Here is a 14,021-nt window from a genome sequence, read left to right as displayed (position 1 = left end):
TGTAATACTTACGCAAAATATTTTAGTGCATTCTCAAATATGAGCATTCCATCACCATATTTTGGCATAGCCACTCCTGAACGTTTACATTTTTCTTTTTCAAGAGGCCAGTTGTCCTGCTGAGTAAAAAATATTCCTCTCTCTGGGTGAGGCATTAAAGCTAAAACTCTACCACTTTTATCTGACAAAGCCGCCAGATCGTATATAGATCCGTTTGGATTGTAAGGAAATTGTAAATTTGCATAGTCACCATTTTCATCAACGTAACGCAGTGCAACGGAATTATTTTCAATCAATTGATTTAAAATATCTTGATCCATAAAAAACCTGCCTTCTCCATGAGCAACAGGAAGATATAGCTTACTCAGGCCCCGTAGCCAAACAGAACTACTCTGCAGATTAACTCTCACTCTAACCCAACAGCATCGATAATTGCCTATATCATTAGAGGTTAAAGCTAGATTAGAGAATTCTGGAACTAACTTTACTAATATCTGGCAACCGTTACATATCCCTATAATAAGCTTATCCTGAGATAAGAAATTTTGAAATTCGTCTAACAAGTTGTTTTTTATACGCAAAGCAAATGCATTACCAGCACCAGTATCATCACCATAGGAAAAACCTCCTGGAATTGCAAGTATATTGCTTAATTTCAGTTCACTTGGATTATCTATAATATCATTAATGTGAACGATTTTTACTTCAATATTATTAATACCAAGCTTTCTGCTGCATTCCATAAATGCAAATGCAGTTTCTTTTTCGCAATTTAAGCCATAACCAGATAGGATTGTAATTTTCATGAATCAAAAAACTCGAACTTTCTTTTTACAAAATTTGCTATTAAATTCAAAGCAAATAGCATTAACAATAAAGCTATAATTGCAATGGCAGCAAGCTCAATAAATGCAATTTCAGGACTACTTGACCATATGTATATTTGTACAGGTAAAACAGTTGCCGGATCGAAGAAGGATGTAGGTGTATCAGCAATAAATGCTACCATGCCTATCATAAGTAAAGGGGAAGATTCGCCCAAAATCCTTGCAATTGCAAGCACTGCACCATGTATTATCCGTGGCAACGCAATTGGTAAAGAGTGATCCAATATCACCTTGATGTGAGGTGCACCTAGCGCAAACGCTGCATCTTTTATTGCAATAGGAACGTTTGTAAAGGCATTTTTTGTTGCAATAATAATATTAGGCAGCATCATAAATGAAAGAGTCATCCCGCCAACAAATGGTGAAGAACGGGGTAACCCAAATATGCCTAAGTAGAGAGTCAGTCCTACCACACCAAATATTATCGAAGGCACTGCAGCAAGGTTATTCATGCTAATTTCTACAATACTGGTTATTAGACTATTTCTAGGCATAAATTCATAAAGACAGATACCTGACATAATTCCTATTGGTAATGCCAACGCTAAGCATACTATAATTGTCATTAATGAACCGATAAATGCCCCTAAAATCCCTGCGTTCTCAGGCTCACGAGAATCAGACTTAAGAAACAGAGACTTATTAAAAAATTTTCTTACTCTTCCCTTCTCTTTTAACCAATCAAGTAATTTAGCATAATGATCATTCAAACATTTATTTTTATATAGTGAATTGATCACACTCGATGCGGTAAACCAAATCTCATATTCACCACTATTTTTTACTCTCTTAAGAAAAAACCTCTCTAGCTCCTTGTAAGAGTTACGACTTAAAATTTCGTCACTGTCTTTAAAGTCAATTCCTTCAAACACTTTATGTAAAGAGTTATTGAGTAGGCTAATGGACTTATATCGTAAATCACCAGGATTATTAGTTAAAATAAGATCAGCATTTATTTCAACTGGCAATAAAATTTTCGTTACTGTTAAAGCACTATAAGAGTTAACTAATATACTTAGTAATATACATATAGGACACCCAATTGAGACAATCAGTGCTGTAAAAGAGCAAAAGCATAAAATGTTGTTCTTTTTATTTTTTCTTTTTACACGAGCATGTACGCGCTTAGATTGAAGTAACTTAAGGAAGTTTTTCTTTATACCCATTTACTTTTCTTTATATGAGGATTTGAAAAAACTTTCTCCTTTTTCCAGTGCTTGACACTTAGATCTAGCAGGCTTTGCCTGCAAATAATTTTTATATTTCTCATGAAAGCACAAACCAAAAGGAAAATCTGGATCCCAGTGTCAAAAATTGGGATGACACCACAGCAGGAGGCAAACGTACAGTTGTGCGTCACACACTGGGATAATAAGAGAGAGTCTTGAGATGATACAATTGACATCACTCCCTATTGTATCTACTTAGATTTTTTTTTAACATAAGTAGTACGTTCTTTGATCCTTGCAGCTTTCCCAAATAGCTTGCACAGATAATATAATTTTGCTCTACGGACCTTTCCCTTTCTTATCACTTGTACTGAAATTAATGCAGGAGAGTAAACAAAAAATTGTGATACTATACTTTCTCCGTGACTTACCTTTCTAACTGAAAAAGAAGAGTGTAATCCACGATTTCTTTTTGATATACATACGCCCTCAAATATCTGTATACGCTCACCCATACTATCAACTACCTTAAAAGTGACCTTCAAATCATTGCCAGGACAAAAAGCTGGCATCTCTTTGGCTAATCTTTGTATTTGTTGTTCGTTAAATTTTTCAAGCAAGTTTGTCATTTATCATCTCCATTCAACAATTCAGGTCTACGTTCCTTTGTTCTAACATATGACTGTTCCCTTCTCCAATCACTTATTTTTCTGTGATTGCCAGATAACAGAACCTCAGGAACTTTGTACCTACTCCACTGCTCAGGCCTAGTATATTGAGGATATTCAAGCATACCACCACTATAACTAAAACTTTCTTCAGCAATGCTATCGAAATTATTTACTACACCTGGAAGAAGCCTAATACATGCATCAAGAACCACCATCGCAGCTGGCTCACCTCCCGAAAGTATATAATCTCCAATACTTAACTCATAAGGAGTATACACATCAATTACTCTTTGGTCAACACCTTCAAATCGACCACACAATATTGTTACATGAGGAATTTCTGTTAACTCCTTTGCAATGCTCTGATTAAATTTTGTACCAGATGGAGTCATATAAATAAATCTAGTATTTTTATGAGCAGAAAGCACATTATCAACTGCATTACCAATCACATCTGGGCGCATAACCATCCCTGCTCCACCTCCATATGGAACATCATCTATAGTTGAATGTTTATCTTTAGCAAAAGAACGAATATTTACTATTTCAAGATTCCATATTTTTTTTTTCAACGTTCTTCCAGCAAGAGAATAGTTCAAAAATCCGGGGAACATTTCTGGAAATATGGTTAATATTGTAACATTGAACGCCATTAAGGTTTATTTTAAGTTATTTGGGGCTATACTCTAAGAACAGTAGATTGATATGATACATAGTTAAATTAAATATGTCACTGAATAAAACGATATACGAAGGTAAAGCCAAAGTCATTATTGAAACTGAAGACTCATCAACTGTTATACAGTACTTTAAAGATGATGTTACAGCATTCAATAAGGAAAAATATGAAATTATTGAGGGCAAAGGAATAATTAATAATCATGTTAGTGCTTTTATCATGGAAAAGCTTGGAGAAGCAGGAATTAGCACGCACTTTATAAACACTCTAAACGAAAGAGAACAGCTAGTCAAAAAACTCAAGATAATACCTCTTGAGATAGTGGTTAGAAACATTGCAGCTGGCAGCTTTTGCAAACGTTTTAATATCAAAGAAGGTGAGACACTTACATCTCCTATAATCGAATTTTTTTACAAAAATGATGACCTAGCCGACCCAATGGTGAATGAAAATCACATACTATATTTTGGTTGGTTATCCCATAAAGAAATGGAAGAAGTTAAAACTACAACTTTAAAGATCAACAAAATCTTAGTCGACCTATTTTCAAATGCAAATATATATTTAGTTGATCTCAAGTTAGAATTTGGCAAATTGATAAACAGCAGCACTAAAATCATTTTAGCCGATGAAATCAGCCCTGATAATTGTAGGCTATGGGATAAAAATACGCATAAAAAGCTAGACAAAGATGTTTTCCGTTTAAATCTAGGAAACTTAAAGGAAGCATACTCAGAAGTTGCAAAAAGACTGTCAGTAAAGTTAGACTAACTAAATACTACTCTATCAAGTGGAGGGTTACATGCCTCATCAAGTTTTCCAATAATCTCAATTTTTTCTCCACGCTTTTGGAAATGGCTTTCCACATCCTTCATATTCTCGGGATCTACAATCAGTACTATACCTATGCCGCAATTAAATGTTTTTAACATTTCTCTCTTTTCTATTTTGCCTTCTTCTTTCAGCCATAAAAATATATCTGGCCATTTCCAAGAATTAATATTTATGTCTACAAATAAATTTCCTGAGAGAATTCTTGGAATATTGTCTATTAACCCGCCACCTGTTATATGCGCAATGCCTTTTACCTTTGGCATAATAGGCAACAAAGAATCAACATATATCTTTGTTGGCTTAAGTAATATTTCACCCCAAGATTTATTATTCCATGGAGATATATCATTATAATTTATACCTAAGCTTTTAAAAATATGGCGTACCAAAGAAAATCCATTTGAGTGAATTCCATTTGATTCTAAACCAACTACACAGTCACCTGCTTTCATTATACTACAATTTGGAAGAATTTGCTTTCGATCAACAACACCAACCACAAACCCTGCAAGGTCATAGTGATTGTTACCATACATTCCAGGCATTTCTGCAGTTTCTCCACCAACTAATGCTATTTTAGATTCCTTGCACCCTTCTGCAATGCCCTGGATTACAGACAATAAAACGTTTTTGTTTAAAACGCCTGTTGCAAAGTAATCAAGGAAAAATAAAGGTGTTGCTCCTTGTGCAAGTAAATCATTTACACACATTGCAACTAAGTCTATACCTATAGTATCATGCTTATTCACCTCTTGAGCTATTAATAGTTTTGTGCCCACTCCATCAGTTGAGGAAACAAGTACTGGATGGTCGTATTTCTTACTCAGCGAAGAAAAGTCAAACAATGCGGAAAATGATCCTACTTCACTAATTACTTCTTCTCCTTTAGTCTTTTCAATGATAGGTTTAACTTTTTTTATTAGTTCATTATATAGTTTAAGGTCTATTCCAGATTTAGCATAAGTATTCATAGCGCCTTCATAAATCTTATAATTATTAATACTACATTAATGCTTTGATACAAAAAGCGCAACGAAACTTTCTCTTAAATTGACTACTACATGCCTACCAATATAGGGTTAACTTAAATCATTTATACTTTTATCCAATGAATAAAAACATAATGTTAATAACAGAGTGCCTATCAGGACGAATTCTTCATGATTTTGCTAGTTCTATGCAAGGAATAGTGGGTGGATTGGAAGAGCTTGAAGAAAACAATCCTAATATGCAAAACGAAGCATTGTCATTGCTTAAAGAAAGCTCTGATGATTTAATATATAAATACAAAGTTATGAAGCAAGCGTATTCTCATTCATTAGATAATTGCAGCTTTGTTAAGACTAAATCCAATATAGAAAATTATTTATTAAAAAAAAAGTAAAGCTTCAGTGGAGAGTAAGTGAATGTCCTACAGAAAACTTAATTGAAAAAATAAATAAGATAATTTCCAATATGGTGATAGCTATAATCAGTGCAGTGGCACAAATTGAATTAGTGTCTATTTTACTGACTAAAACAGAAGATAAAACACTACTAACTATAAAAGTAGTAAATGAACATAAATCAATAAGTACATTATTAGTGAGCAAATTAACAAAAAAAAATGATATTCGTTTGGATACAAAAGACATTATTATCTATATGACTTCTTTACTGTTAGAACAGTATAACACTAAAATCAATTGCACTTGTGAAAGTAATTCACTGAATATAGGCTTAACTATAACTTGAGATGGCTTCATATTTCATGAAAAGGACTCGATACTATAAATTTGAATCTTGGATAAGGAAAGGAAAAATTTTGTGGAGTAACCTAGGCATAAAATTTGTAGTTAATTTCTTTGCAGGGAGTGTTAAATAAACCATACGCGTCAAGTTAAGGAAATATCGTGAAATATAGCAACATTTGAGATGGGCATTTTATTTGTTACATTTATTTTTTTAGGGAGTTCTTATCTAGAAGAAGATAATTTTTTCAGAAGAATCTATAAATTAATAACTTTATTACTTAATATATAAAATAGTTTTTTTTCATTTCCTTTCTTCCTTATACCACTTTTCCTTAACTTGACGCGTATGGTTTATTTAACACTCCCTAATTTACCTCACAACTCATTTTAACATATATGAAAATAATGTTTAAAGAATTTTTTCCTGCTTTTTCCTGCAGTAATGAATTATTATGAAGCTTGCATTTTCTGTCGCTTACTACTGGGATAGCTTGACAGTTGCAGTACATGTCTATCAATGATAAAATAAAGATCAGTTTATTTTGATACTATGATTAGGTTACTCTTTGTTGCACTATTATTTTTTTGTGGTGGTGATGCACTTGCAAAACAGGAACCACGACCAATAGCTGGTGATAACCACATAAAGGTAATGAATTATAATCCACAGGCTATACATAAGTACACGGGCTTTTATGGTTATCAATCCAGCATATTGTTTGAGCCAGGGGAGGTAATAGAGAGTCTTTCAATGGGTGATGCAACCGGTTGGCAACTCCTTCCTCAAGGTAATAGATTATTTATTAAGCCTATAGATGATATTGCCGATACTAATGCAACTATAATTACCAATAAAAGAGTTTATTATTTCGAGTTTCATGCTGAAGAAGCAAACGGGCTAGATGATCCAAGGTTAGCATATGAAGTAAGGTTTCTTTATCCACTGTTCAACAGTGATGAAATTTATTCAACGAGTAACGGTGATATTCTAGAGCAAGCTAGTCATACCACTATCCCTGATATAAGTGATATTGAGGTTATAAAGAAAGGCTTGAATTTTAACTATTCCATCTCGCGCGTTGAAGGCAGTCAATCAATAATACCAATTAAGGTTTTTGATGACGGAAAATTTACATATCTACAATTTAATAAAATAAACTCTGATTTTCCGGCAGTTTTTATGGTTGATTCTGCAGGATATGAGTCCTTGATAAATTTTCGTACAGTTGATGACTACCTGATAATTGAAAGAGTAAGCTCGGTATTTACCTTAAGAAACGGATCAAGTACAGTCTGCCTATTTAATGAAAACATACCTTTCAAAAAAGGTAAGTGATTAAAGGCTATATTATTCTTATAGGTGCAAAATTCTTTCTATGGTGCTTCGTAATTCCATGAAGGCCAATAGCGCTGAGGTGTTCTTTTGTTCCATATCCTTTATTTTTATACCAATTATATTGAGGATGTTTATTATGCAATTCTTCCATAAGCCGATCTCTTGTAACTTTTGCAACGATTGAAGCGGCTGCAATTGATATACTTAAACTATCACCATTCACTACAGACTTTGTTTGCCATTTCACTTCAAGTGGTTGGTTACCATCAACTAACACATAATCTAGTTCTAAATCTAAATTTACCAGCGCACGTTTCATTGAAAGCTTTGTTGCTTGCAAGATATTGTATGAGTTTATCTCTTCTACACTTGCCATTCCTATACCAAATTTTGCAACAGACGTTATTTTTTCGTATAGAACTTGCCTACACCTAGGGGTTAGCTTTTTTGAGTCGTTTATTCCATCAATAACCGTATCTCTATCAGTAAATATTACAGCTGCAGATATCACTGGACCGGCAAGCGGACCTCTTCCAACTTCATCTACTCCTGCTATAATTCCTGATAATGTATTTTCTAATGTGAAATCTGGATATTTCATAGTTCCTATAATAAGAAAATTAAAGCAAAAATCGAACAAACGATAGAAATTATCCAAAATTTTATAACTATTGTATTTTCTGACCACCCTTTCTTTTCAAAGTGATGATGTATTGGTGTCATAAGGAAAATTCTTCTTCCTGCTCCATATCTAAATTTTGTATATTTAAAATATGATACCTGAATAATCACAGATAAAGTCTCTATTACAAAGATTATTCCAATAATGGCAAAAAGCATTTCTTTTTTAATTAAAACACTAGTGAGTCCTAAAGCTGCACCGATTGATAGGCTTCCAACATCACCCATAAATATTTTTGCTGGATGTGTGTTAAACCACAAGAAACTTAAAATAGCTCCTATAAATGCAATGCAGAATAAAGTAATGTTTACATCTGTCTGAGTGATGTATGCAACTAGTCCCAAAAAAGCAAAGGAAGTAATGGCTTGAGTTGCAGCAAGGCCATCCAAACCATCTGTGAGATTCACAGCATTGGCAGAGCCAACAATAACAAATGCAGCAAACGGAAGATATGGATAGCCAAGGTCGATTGCTACTTCTCTAAATAGAGAAATTTTTGTAAAACCTTCAGCAGATTGTAGCTTAAGTATAAACATACAGACCAGAGTAACGGCAAACTGAATAAGTATTTTGGTTTTTGCACTTAAACCTCGGTGGTGATTTGTCTTCAATTTTAAATAGTCATCAATAAATCCAAGTAGAGCAAAAAATAGGGTTATAAATACTAAAAATAAAATTTCTTGTGTTAATTGAGTCCAAAACAAGATTGGTAATAAAGCAGAAGTGAGTATTATTATTCCACCCATAGGTGGTATATTCTTTTTTGTTATTAAATGACTTTCTGGTCCATATGATCTGATTGGTTGTCCATCTTTACTTATCTTTTTTAGAAGTTTTATAAAATAGGGAAAGAGAATAAACCCAAAAATAAATGAGATAAAAAACGTCTTTGTAGCTAAGATCACTTGCCTATCCAAATTGACTAGGTATTATACCAAAAGCTTTACCTAACCTCAATTTATACCTTTTTAGCAGCTCATTTTATTTATGATAAATTAGTTGTTGATGAATTATGATAAAATTTGCATACTAATATTTTGTTAATGGTAAGAGGTGGCATATGTTAGATTATATTAAAAAGCTTTTGTGGGCTACTACAGTACCTGATAATGAGAGTAGAGTTAAAAATTCTTACACGCATATAGTAGAGAAACCTTCTTTTGGTGATGCAGCTTCAAAGTTGAGTAAGGAAGAAAGGTCAGAAGAGCATCTTGTTCTTCTAAAAGGTAAAAGCAATAGCTCTGGTACAACTGTAACAGAAGGATCGTCTAGTATTCAGAATGCAGCATCAGGCAAGAATAAGCGTGGATATATCAAATTAGACAATGATGAAGAATGGGATGAATTCTTTGAGTTACAGAATGATCCAGACACTAATACTACGAACAAAGAGCCTTTTTCTCCGAAGAAAGGAGAATCTCACTATCATGGCAAAGAGATCATAGGTAAAATTGCTGACCAAATTAAAGCAGAGATATCTGAAGGTATGAAAAATCATACTATAGGATCCATAATGATAAAAGAAGGCAAAAGGGAAGATAGTATTGTTTGCCCCACCGTGAGAGTTGTGCTACATGCCAATAAAGAAGGAGTAGATATAGCTAAACTTCTAGGCGGTAGTATATGTAAAGAGTATGGTGTAAGAACAATTACATTTTGTCATCCTAATCAAGAAAAAAAGAGAGGGGCATGTTGCTATATTAATAATGATAGTGATAATGAGGAAAGAGTTTATGAAATAATTAGTGGGTTATATGAAATGACTTTAAAGTGGTATGTTGATGGAAGAGAATGCAAAATTAAAGTTAACATTGATGGTAAGAATGGTGTAACTCTCCTTGAAGGCAACGGTGTTACTGCAGAGCAGTTGCATGCAAATAAAGAAGTCAAAATAGGTAAGAGACGTGAGCCAAAATCTTTATATGAAGCGTTAGTACCGCAATTGCAACAAAAGAGCTCTGAATCAGTCAAGGTTTTACAGCAGCCTTCAACAGATGTAACAAATGTGACAACAACACCAACTTCTACTTCTCAGAGATGCTCTTGACTAAATAAATAAGAAAAAGCAAAAATAGTATAACTTGCTTACAAATGTAAGTAACTTGTACTTCTATGATGAATAACACAATATTACCAAGAAATTTCTATGAACGGCCAACTTTAACCGTAGCTGGGGAGCTGCTAGGGAAGATGCTGAAATTTTCTCATTTTAGTGGAATAATAACTGAAGTTGAAGCGTATATAGGAATGGATGACCCAGCTTGTCATGCAGCAAGAGGCTATACTAATCGAACCTCAGTAATGTTTGGTACGCCAGGGTTTTCGTACGTATATTTTATATATGGAATGTACTATTGTCTAAATATTGTAACAGAAGCAGAAGGATTCCCAGCAGCAGTGTTAATACGAGGATTAAAGCTCACTGAACCGCTTGAAGCAAATTTAGGCGGGCCAGGCATACTGTGCAAAAAATTAAACATTACAAAAGAACATAATAAACAAGACCTTACTATAAGTCATGAATTTTGTCTCTATGAATATCACCTCAAACCAGATTATGTGTGCACTCCAAGAATCGGAATTAGTAAAGGCAAGGAGAAATTTTGGCGATTTAAAAGTTGCGTTTTAGCAGAAATGCCTAAAATCACACTCAACAATAAATATTAGACCTCCTGCATAAACTAGATAAAAAGGCAAATAGGCCTTTTATGTTTACCAACAATAGACTTCTTGGATAACCTAAGGATACTTTTTGATCTTCTATGGGGGAGTTGAACATTCCCTTTTTATAAAACTTTTGCATACTCCTATTTAACTTTAATAGCTCTTTATCTTCCTGAAATCTGGATGTTTTATCAATGCATCTTCTATTCAGCCGTTAGCAAGAACTTTCACTTATTCCATAGCTTTGCGCTATATGGAAATATGTACGGTATTTACACAAATATTCGAGTGCTATTAATAAATATGCATTGTTTATTTGGTTTTCCTCCTCTTGCCTTTTTCTTGGCCTCTTCCTCTATTAAAATTTCTATTATTTTTCCAATGTTTTTCTTTTTACTCCTCTTAGTCTTCGAAGCTTCTCTTCATCAAGTTTACTTACCTGCTCAAAATTTATACCTTCTCTAATATTGCTTCTACTACTTGTTTCTTAAGTTATCCAAGAAGTCTATTGTCTGTCCAGATACGAGGTAGCTGCTGCCATTTAAAATATTTTATTCACCTAAAATTACATTCTACCTATTTTAAAAGTAGTTTAAAAAACTTTATAGACTGCATACAAAAGACCTAACATCTTTAGCAATGCCTTCATAAATCCTTACTAAATCCTCACTTAGTATTGAAGGATTTCCACAATCAGAAGCACTACATATTTGCGGATCTAGAGGAACTCTGCTCAAGAGTTTGACTCCCAGCTCTTCAGACATTTTTTTTGCACCACCTTTTCCAAATATGTGTATTTTTGAATTATCTTGAACAAAATAGCTCATATTTTCCACAATGCCGATAATTGGCACGCTGAGCTTTGTGAACATATCATAAATTTTTTGTGCATCAACTAAAGCAAGCTCCTGTGGAGTTGAAACTATTATTGCTCCAGTTAAACTAAAATTCTCCATCAGACTTAAATGTACATCGCCAGTGCCAGGCGGTGTATCAATGATTAAATATTCTATATCAGACCACCTTGTTCCCATTAGCAAATTGTAAAGTGCTTTTGTGATCATAGGTCCACGCCATATTGCTGCGCGGTCCTTATCAATAAAATAGCCAATTGAAATAGTATAGAGACCATGTTTCTCTATAGGCATTGCTTTACCACTCTGTATTTCTGGTTTTAATTTCTCAGTGCCCAACATTTTAGGAATCGAAGGACCATATATATCTGCATCAACTAGCGCAACTTTATGTTTTAATTCTGCTAACGAAAGAGCTAGATTTAGTGCAACTGTCGACTTACCCACACCTCCTTTACCAGAAGCAACGACAATTATATTTTTCACTCCTTCGATATGAAGTTTAGCTTTTTGTTGCCTAGCTTGTTTTTGACCAGTAGCAACTACAGTAACCTTTCCTACTCCCGGTATCGCCTTAACAGCTTGCTCACAATTTTTTCTTAATTCTTCATTTGGTTCAGTAACTTCAAGAGCAAAAGCAACATCTTTACCCTTAATAACAATTGAGGATACTACACCAACATTCTTACCACTTTTCTTCTCTATAACCTTTTTTAGGCTCTCTCTTACGATTTCCTCATTAACCTGTGTAAATTTTTTCCAGAACATATGATGAATTTTTTCTATTGGTGTATACTAACATAGAATAATTAAACTGCACTGACTTTAAAGCGAGGTTACAAGAATATGCTAAATGATAACAACTTAACACAAGTACAACGAAATTTGCATTTTAAGTTGAAAAAGGTAATATCAAATGGTGGGGGAATTAATAATATCTTGAAAGTAGCCTCAGAGAATGATTTACTAAAAGTTCTTACAATAGGATATACTACACGATTTCCAAGAGGTGGGGAACGCACTTTAACACTACTTAGCCTCGCCATATTCAAATGTAATGACGAATGCGTTAATTCTATTTTAATACATTCTCAAAATAACGGTACACTGCAAGAGATTATTAATACTGAAAATATTATAAACTATCAAGATGGTCTGATGTACACCTTAACATCGCTTGGCTTTGCTATAAATCACAATAAGCCAAGATATATTAATGATATTTTAACAAAAGCCCAGGACAGTGGAATACTACAAGATATTCTTGCTGCTAGAAATATTGTACAGTATTTCAATACTATGGAGTATGCTTTAACACCACTCAGTTTCTCTATATATAAAGGTAATAAAGAATGTATCAGTTCTATTTTAGAAAAAGCTCAAAATAATGATATGCTGCAAGGCGTTTTTATTGCTGAAAATATTTTACAATTTTCAGATGGTCTGACGCATATTTTAACACCAATTAGCTTTGCCATATATGAAAATAATAAGGAATTTTGTAACTACATTTCAACAATGATTCAAAATAATGTTGTATCGCAAGATATTCTGAATAGTTGGACATACATTTTAACATTGCTTGGCCTTGCTATATATAGAAATAACAATGAATATGTTAATTCTATTTTAAGACAAGCTCAAAATAATGGTAAGCTGCAAGAAGTTCTTACTGCTAAAAATACTTTGTATTCTCCAGATGGTTGGACGTATAGCTTAACATCACTTGGCTTTGCTATACATGAGGGTAATCATGCACATATTAATTCGATTTTAACTCATGCTCAAAATAGTGGTATATTGCAAGATATTCTTGCTAATCACAATGCTGTAATATCTCCAACTGATCAGACGTACAGCTTAACGCCACTTGGCATCGCTATACATAAAGGTAATATTGAATGTATTAATTCTATTATAGTACGAATTAATGACATACCACGATATATCTGTGCCACTTTTCAACCAACTGCAGCGATTAATGAAAGGAATACTAGGATTAGTAGTGCATTAGATAATGTATCTATTCCTCCTAGACTACAAGTAAATAGAATTACTTTCTGATTACCTTGTCCTTCCTGAACGCTCAGGTTCATAAGGAACTTTTTGCACAGAGGTTACTTCTACTCATCAAAAATCCTTTAATATCACTCTGGTGTATATTGACACATTAATTTTAATAATTAAACTACATTGACTTTAAAGCGAGGTTACAAAAATATGCTAAATCATCAAAATTTAACATGAAAACAAAAAGATTTGTATTTTTAGCTAAAAAGATCCATATGGAATGGAAGGAGCATCAGTAATATCTTGAAAGCAGCTTCAAGAAATGATTTACTAAAAGTTCTATATCACTTGATATACTACACGATTTCCAACAGATGGAGGACGCACTTTAACACTGCTTAGCCTAGCTATACATAGAGACAATAATGAATGTGTTAATTCTATTTTAGAACAAGCTCAAAACAATGGTATACTACAAGATATTCTTACTACTGCAAATATT

15 protein-coding genes and 1 pseudogene are annotated in these 14,021 nt (G+C 33.4%); 7 read left to right on the top strand and 9 right to left on the bottom strand.

All coding sequences use genetic code 11. The features are described 5' to 3' along the window. Positions 1–8: 8 nt before the first annotated feature. The 4 genes from ABWU64_RS05715 to trmD all read right to left on the bottom strand — a co-directional run bounded on the left by ABWU64_RS05715 (position 9) and on the right by trmD (position 3,380). Positions 9–806 (bottom strand): phosphoribosylformylglycinamidine synthase subunit PurQ, encoded by a 798-nt coding sequence (locus ABWU64_RS05715; protein ID WP_341815672.1) that lies wholly within the window; start codon positions 804–806, stop codon positions 9–11. Further along, a complete protein-coding gene (locus ABWU64_RS05710; protein ID WP_353279500.1) occupies positions 803–2,053 on the bottom strand; it encodes a PstA family ABC transporter permease in 1,251 nt (416 codons plus the stop codon). The genes ABWU64_RS05715 and ABWU64_RS05710 overlap by 4 nt, the downstream gene beginning before the upstream one ends. Positions 2,054–2,307: 254 nt before the next feature. Beyond that, positions 2,308–2,685, bottom strand: coding sequence for a 50S ribosomal protein L19 (gene rplS, locus ABWU64_RS05705; RefSeq protein WP_135352950.1), 378 nt, complete (start codon positions 2,683–2,685; stop codon positions 2,308–2,310). After that, the gene (gene trmD / locus ABWU64_RS05700) at positions 2,682–3,380 is read right to left on the bottom strand and encodes a tRNA (guanosine(37)-N1)-methyltransferase TrmD (protein ID WP_353279499.1); all 699 of its coding nucleotides are present in this window, start codon (positions 3,378–3,380) and stop codon (positions 2,682–2,684) included. The genes rplS and trmD overlap by 4 nt, the downstream gene beginning before the upstream one ends. A 74-nt stretch (positions 3,381–3,454) precedes the next feature. On the opposite strand from trmD, the gene purC reads away from it, so the two are divergent. After that, positions 3,455–4,177, top strand: a complete 723-nt coding sequence (gene purC, locus ABWU64_RS05695) for a phosphoribosylaminoimidazolesuccinocarboxamide synthase (RefSeq protein ID WP_214241734.1) — start codon at positions 3,455–3,457, stop codon at positions 4,175–4,177. Here the strand turns inward: purC and purM are convergent. Then, positions 4,174–5,211 (bottom strand): phosphoribosylformylglycinamidine cyclo-ligase, encoded by a 1,038-nt coding sequence (gene purM / locus ABWU64_RS05690; protein WP_015588117.1) that lies wholly within the window; start codon positions 5,209–5,211, stop codon positions 4,174–4,176. The two genes, purC and purM, sit on opposite strands and share 4 nt — an antisense overlap. 137 nt (positions 5,212–5,348) lie before the next feature. Between purM and ABWU64_RS05685 the strand changes: the two genes are divergently transcribed. The 3 genes from ABWU64_RS05685 (at position 5,349) to virB9 (ending at position 7,309) form a co-directional block, all read left to right on the top strand. Further along, positions 5,349–5,624, top strand: a complete 276-nt coding sequence (locus ABWU64_RS05685) for a hypothetical protein (RefSeq protein WP_353279498.1) — start codon at positions 5,349–5,351, stop codon at positions 5,622–5,624. Further along, positions 5,609–5,974 (top strand): histidine phosphotransferase family protein, encoded by a 366-nt coding sequence (locus tag ABWU64_RS05680; RefSeq protein ID WP_341816077.1) that lies wholly within the window; start codon positions 5,609–5,611, stop codon positions 5,972–5,974. Before ABWU64_RS05685 ends, ABWU64_RS05680 begins: the two co-directional genes overlap by 16 nt. Before the next feature lie 549 nt (positions 5,975–6,523). Continuing rightward, positions 6,524–7,309, top strand: coding sequence for a P-type conjugative transfer protein VirB9 (gene virB9, locus ABWU64_RS05675; RefSeq protein ID WP_353279497.1), 786 nt, complete (start codon positions 6,524–6,526; stop codon positions 7,307–7,309). A 7-nt stretch (positions 7,310–7,316) separates the two neighbouring features. On the opposite strand, the gene ABWU64_RS05670 is transcribed toward virB9, so the two are convergent. Continuing rightward, on the bottom strand, positions 7,317–7,910 hold the full coding sequence (locus ABWU64_RS05670; RefSeq protein ID WP_353279496.1) for a ribonuclease HII: 594 nt from the start codon (positions 7,908–7,910) through the stop codon (positions 7,317–7,319). Positions 7,911–7,915: 5 nt separating this feature from the next. Beyond that, positions 7,916–8,896 carry a phospho-N-acetylmuramoyl-pentapeptide-transferase gene (gene mraY, locus ABWU64_RS05665; RefSeq protein WP_353279495.1) on the bottom strand — a complete coding sequence of 327 codons (981 nt, stop codon included), beginning with the start codon at positions 8,894–8,896 and terminating at the stop codon, positions 7,916–7,918. A gap of 155 nt (positions 8,897–9,051) precedes the next feature. Here mraY and ABWU64_RS05660 point away from each other — a divergent pair, with 155 nt between their 5' ends. Together ABWU64_RS05660 and ABWU64_RS05655 are read left to right on the top strand one after the other, a co-directional pair. Continuing rightward, positions 9,052–10,038 (top strand): hypothetical protein, encoded by a 987-nt coding sequence (locus ABWU64_RS05660; RefSeq protein ID WP_353279494.1) that lies wholly within the window; start codon positions 9,052–9,054, stop codon positions 10,036–10,038. A 68-nt stretch (positions 10,039–10,106) separates the two neighbouring features. After that, positions 10,107–10,658 carry a DNA-3-methyladenine glycosylase gene (locus ABWU64_RS05655; RefSeq protein ID WP_341815677.1) on the top strand — a complete coding sequence of 184 codons (552 nt, stop codon included), beginning with the start codon at positions 10,107–10,109 and terminating at the stop codon, positions 10,656–10,658. 217 nt (positions 10,659–10,875) lie between these two features. On the opposite strand, the pseudogene ABWU64_RS05650 reads toward ABWU64_RS05655, so the two are convergent. After that, positions 10,876–11,109, bottom strand: a pseudogene (locus ABWU64_RS05650) (IS5/IS1182 family transposase); the annotation flags it as partial. Positions 11,110–11,257: 148 nt separating this feature from the next. Beyond that, the gene (locus ABWU64_RS05645) at positions 11,258–12,277 is read right to left on the bottom strand and encodes an Mrp/NBP35 family ATP-binding protein (RefSeq protein WP_341815678.1); all 1,020 of its coding nucleotides are present in this window, start codon (positions 12,275–12,277) and stop codon (positions 11,258–11,260) included. A 78-nt stretch (positions 12,278–12,355) separates the two neighbouring features. On the opposite strand from ABWU64_RS05645, the gene ABWU64_RS05640 reads away from it, so the two are divergent. Then, positions 12,356–13,573 carry a hypothetical protein gene (locus tag ABWU64_RS05640; protein WP_353279493.1) on the top strand — a complete coding sequence of 406 codons (1,218 nt, stop codon included), beginning with the start codon at positions 12,356–12,358 and terminating at the stop codon, positions 13,571–13,573. The last annotated feature ends 448 nt before the right edge of the window (positions 13,574–14,021 follow it).

This window comes from Wolbachia endosymbiont (group B) of Xanthorhoe designata (genome assembly GCF_964028585.1).
In the GTDB taxonomy this organism is placed as follows: Bacteria; Pseudomonadota; Alphaproteobacteria; order Rickettsiales; family Anaplasmataceae; genus Wolbachia.
This window is presented reverse-complemented; position numbering and strand designations above follow the sequence as displayed.

Excerpts from the sequence above, each read along its gene's own strand:
- ABWU64_RS05715 (WP_341815672.1), bottom strand. The coding sequence starts at position 806 with ATGAAAATTACAATCCTATCTGGTTATGGCTTAAATTGCGAAAAAGAA.
- ABWU64_RS05710 (WP_353279500.1), bottom strand. The coding sequence starts at position 2,053 with ATGGGTATAAAGAAAAACTTCCTTAAGTTACTTCAATCTAAGCGCGTA.
- rplS (WP_135352950.1), bottom strand. The coding sequence starts at position 2,685 with ATGACAAACTTGCTTGAAAAATTTAACGAACAACAAATACAAAGATTA.
- trmD (WP_353279499.1), bottom strand. The coding sequence starts at position 3,380 with ATGGCGTTCAATGTTACAATATTAACCATATTTCCAGAAATGTTCCCC.
- purC (WP_214241734.1), top strand. The coding sequence starts at position 3,455 with ATGTCACTGAATAAAACGATATACGAAGGTAAAGCCAAAGTCATTATT.
- purM (WP_015588117.1), bottom strand. The coding sequence starts at position 5,211 with ATGAATACTTATGCTAAATCTGGAATAGACCTTAAACTATATAATGAA.
- ABWU64_RS05685 (WP_353279498.1), top strand. The coding sequence starts at position 5,349 with ATGAATAAAAACATAATGTTAATAACAGAGTGCCTATCAGGACGAATT.
- virB9 (WP_353279497.1), top strand. The coding sequence starts at position 6,524 with ATGATTAGGTTACTCTTTGTTGCACTATTATTTTTTTGTGGTGGTGAT.
- ABWU64_RS05670 (WP_353279496.1), bottom strand. The coding sequence starts at position 7,910 with ATGAAATATCCAGATTTCACATTAGAAAATACATTATCAGGAATTATA.
- ABWU64_RS05660 (WP_353279494.1), top strand. The coding sequence starts at position 9,052 with ATGTTAGATTATATTAAAAAGCTTTTGTGGGCTACTACAGTACCTGAT.
- ABWU64_RS05655 (WP_341815677.1), top strand. The coding sequence starts at position 10,107 with ATGAATAACACAATATTACCAAGAAATTTCTATGAACGGCCAACTTTA.
- ABWU64_RS05645 (WP_341815678.1), bottom strand. The coding sequence starts at position 12,277 with ATGTTCTGGAAAAAATTTACACAGGTTAATGAGGAAATCGTAAGAGAG.
- ABWU64_RS05640 (WP_353279493.1), top strand. The coding sequence starts at position 12,356 with ATGCTAAATGATAACAACTTAACACAAGTACAACGAAATTTGCATTTT.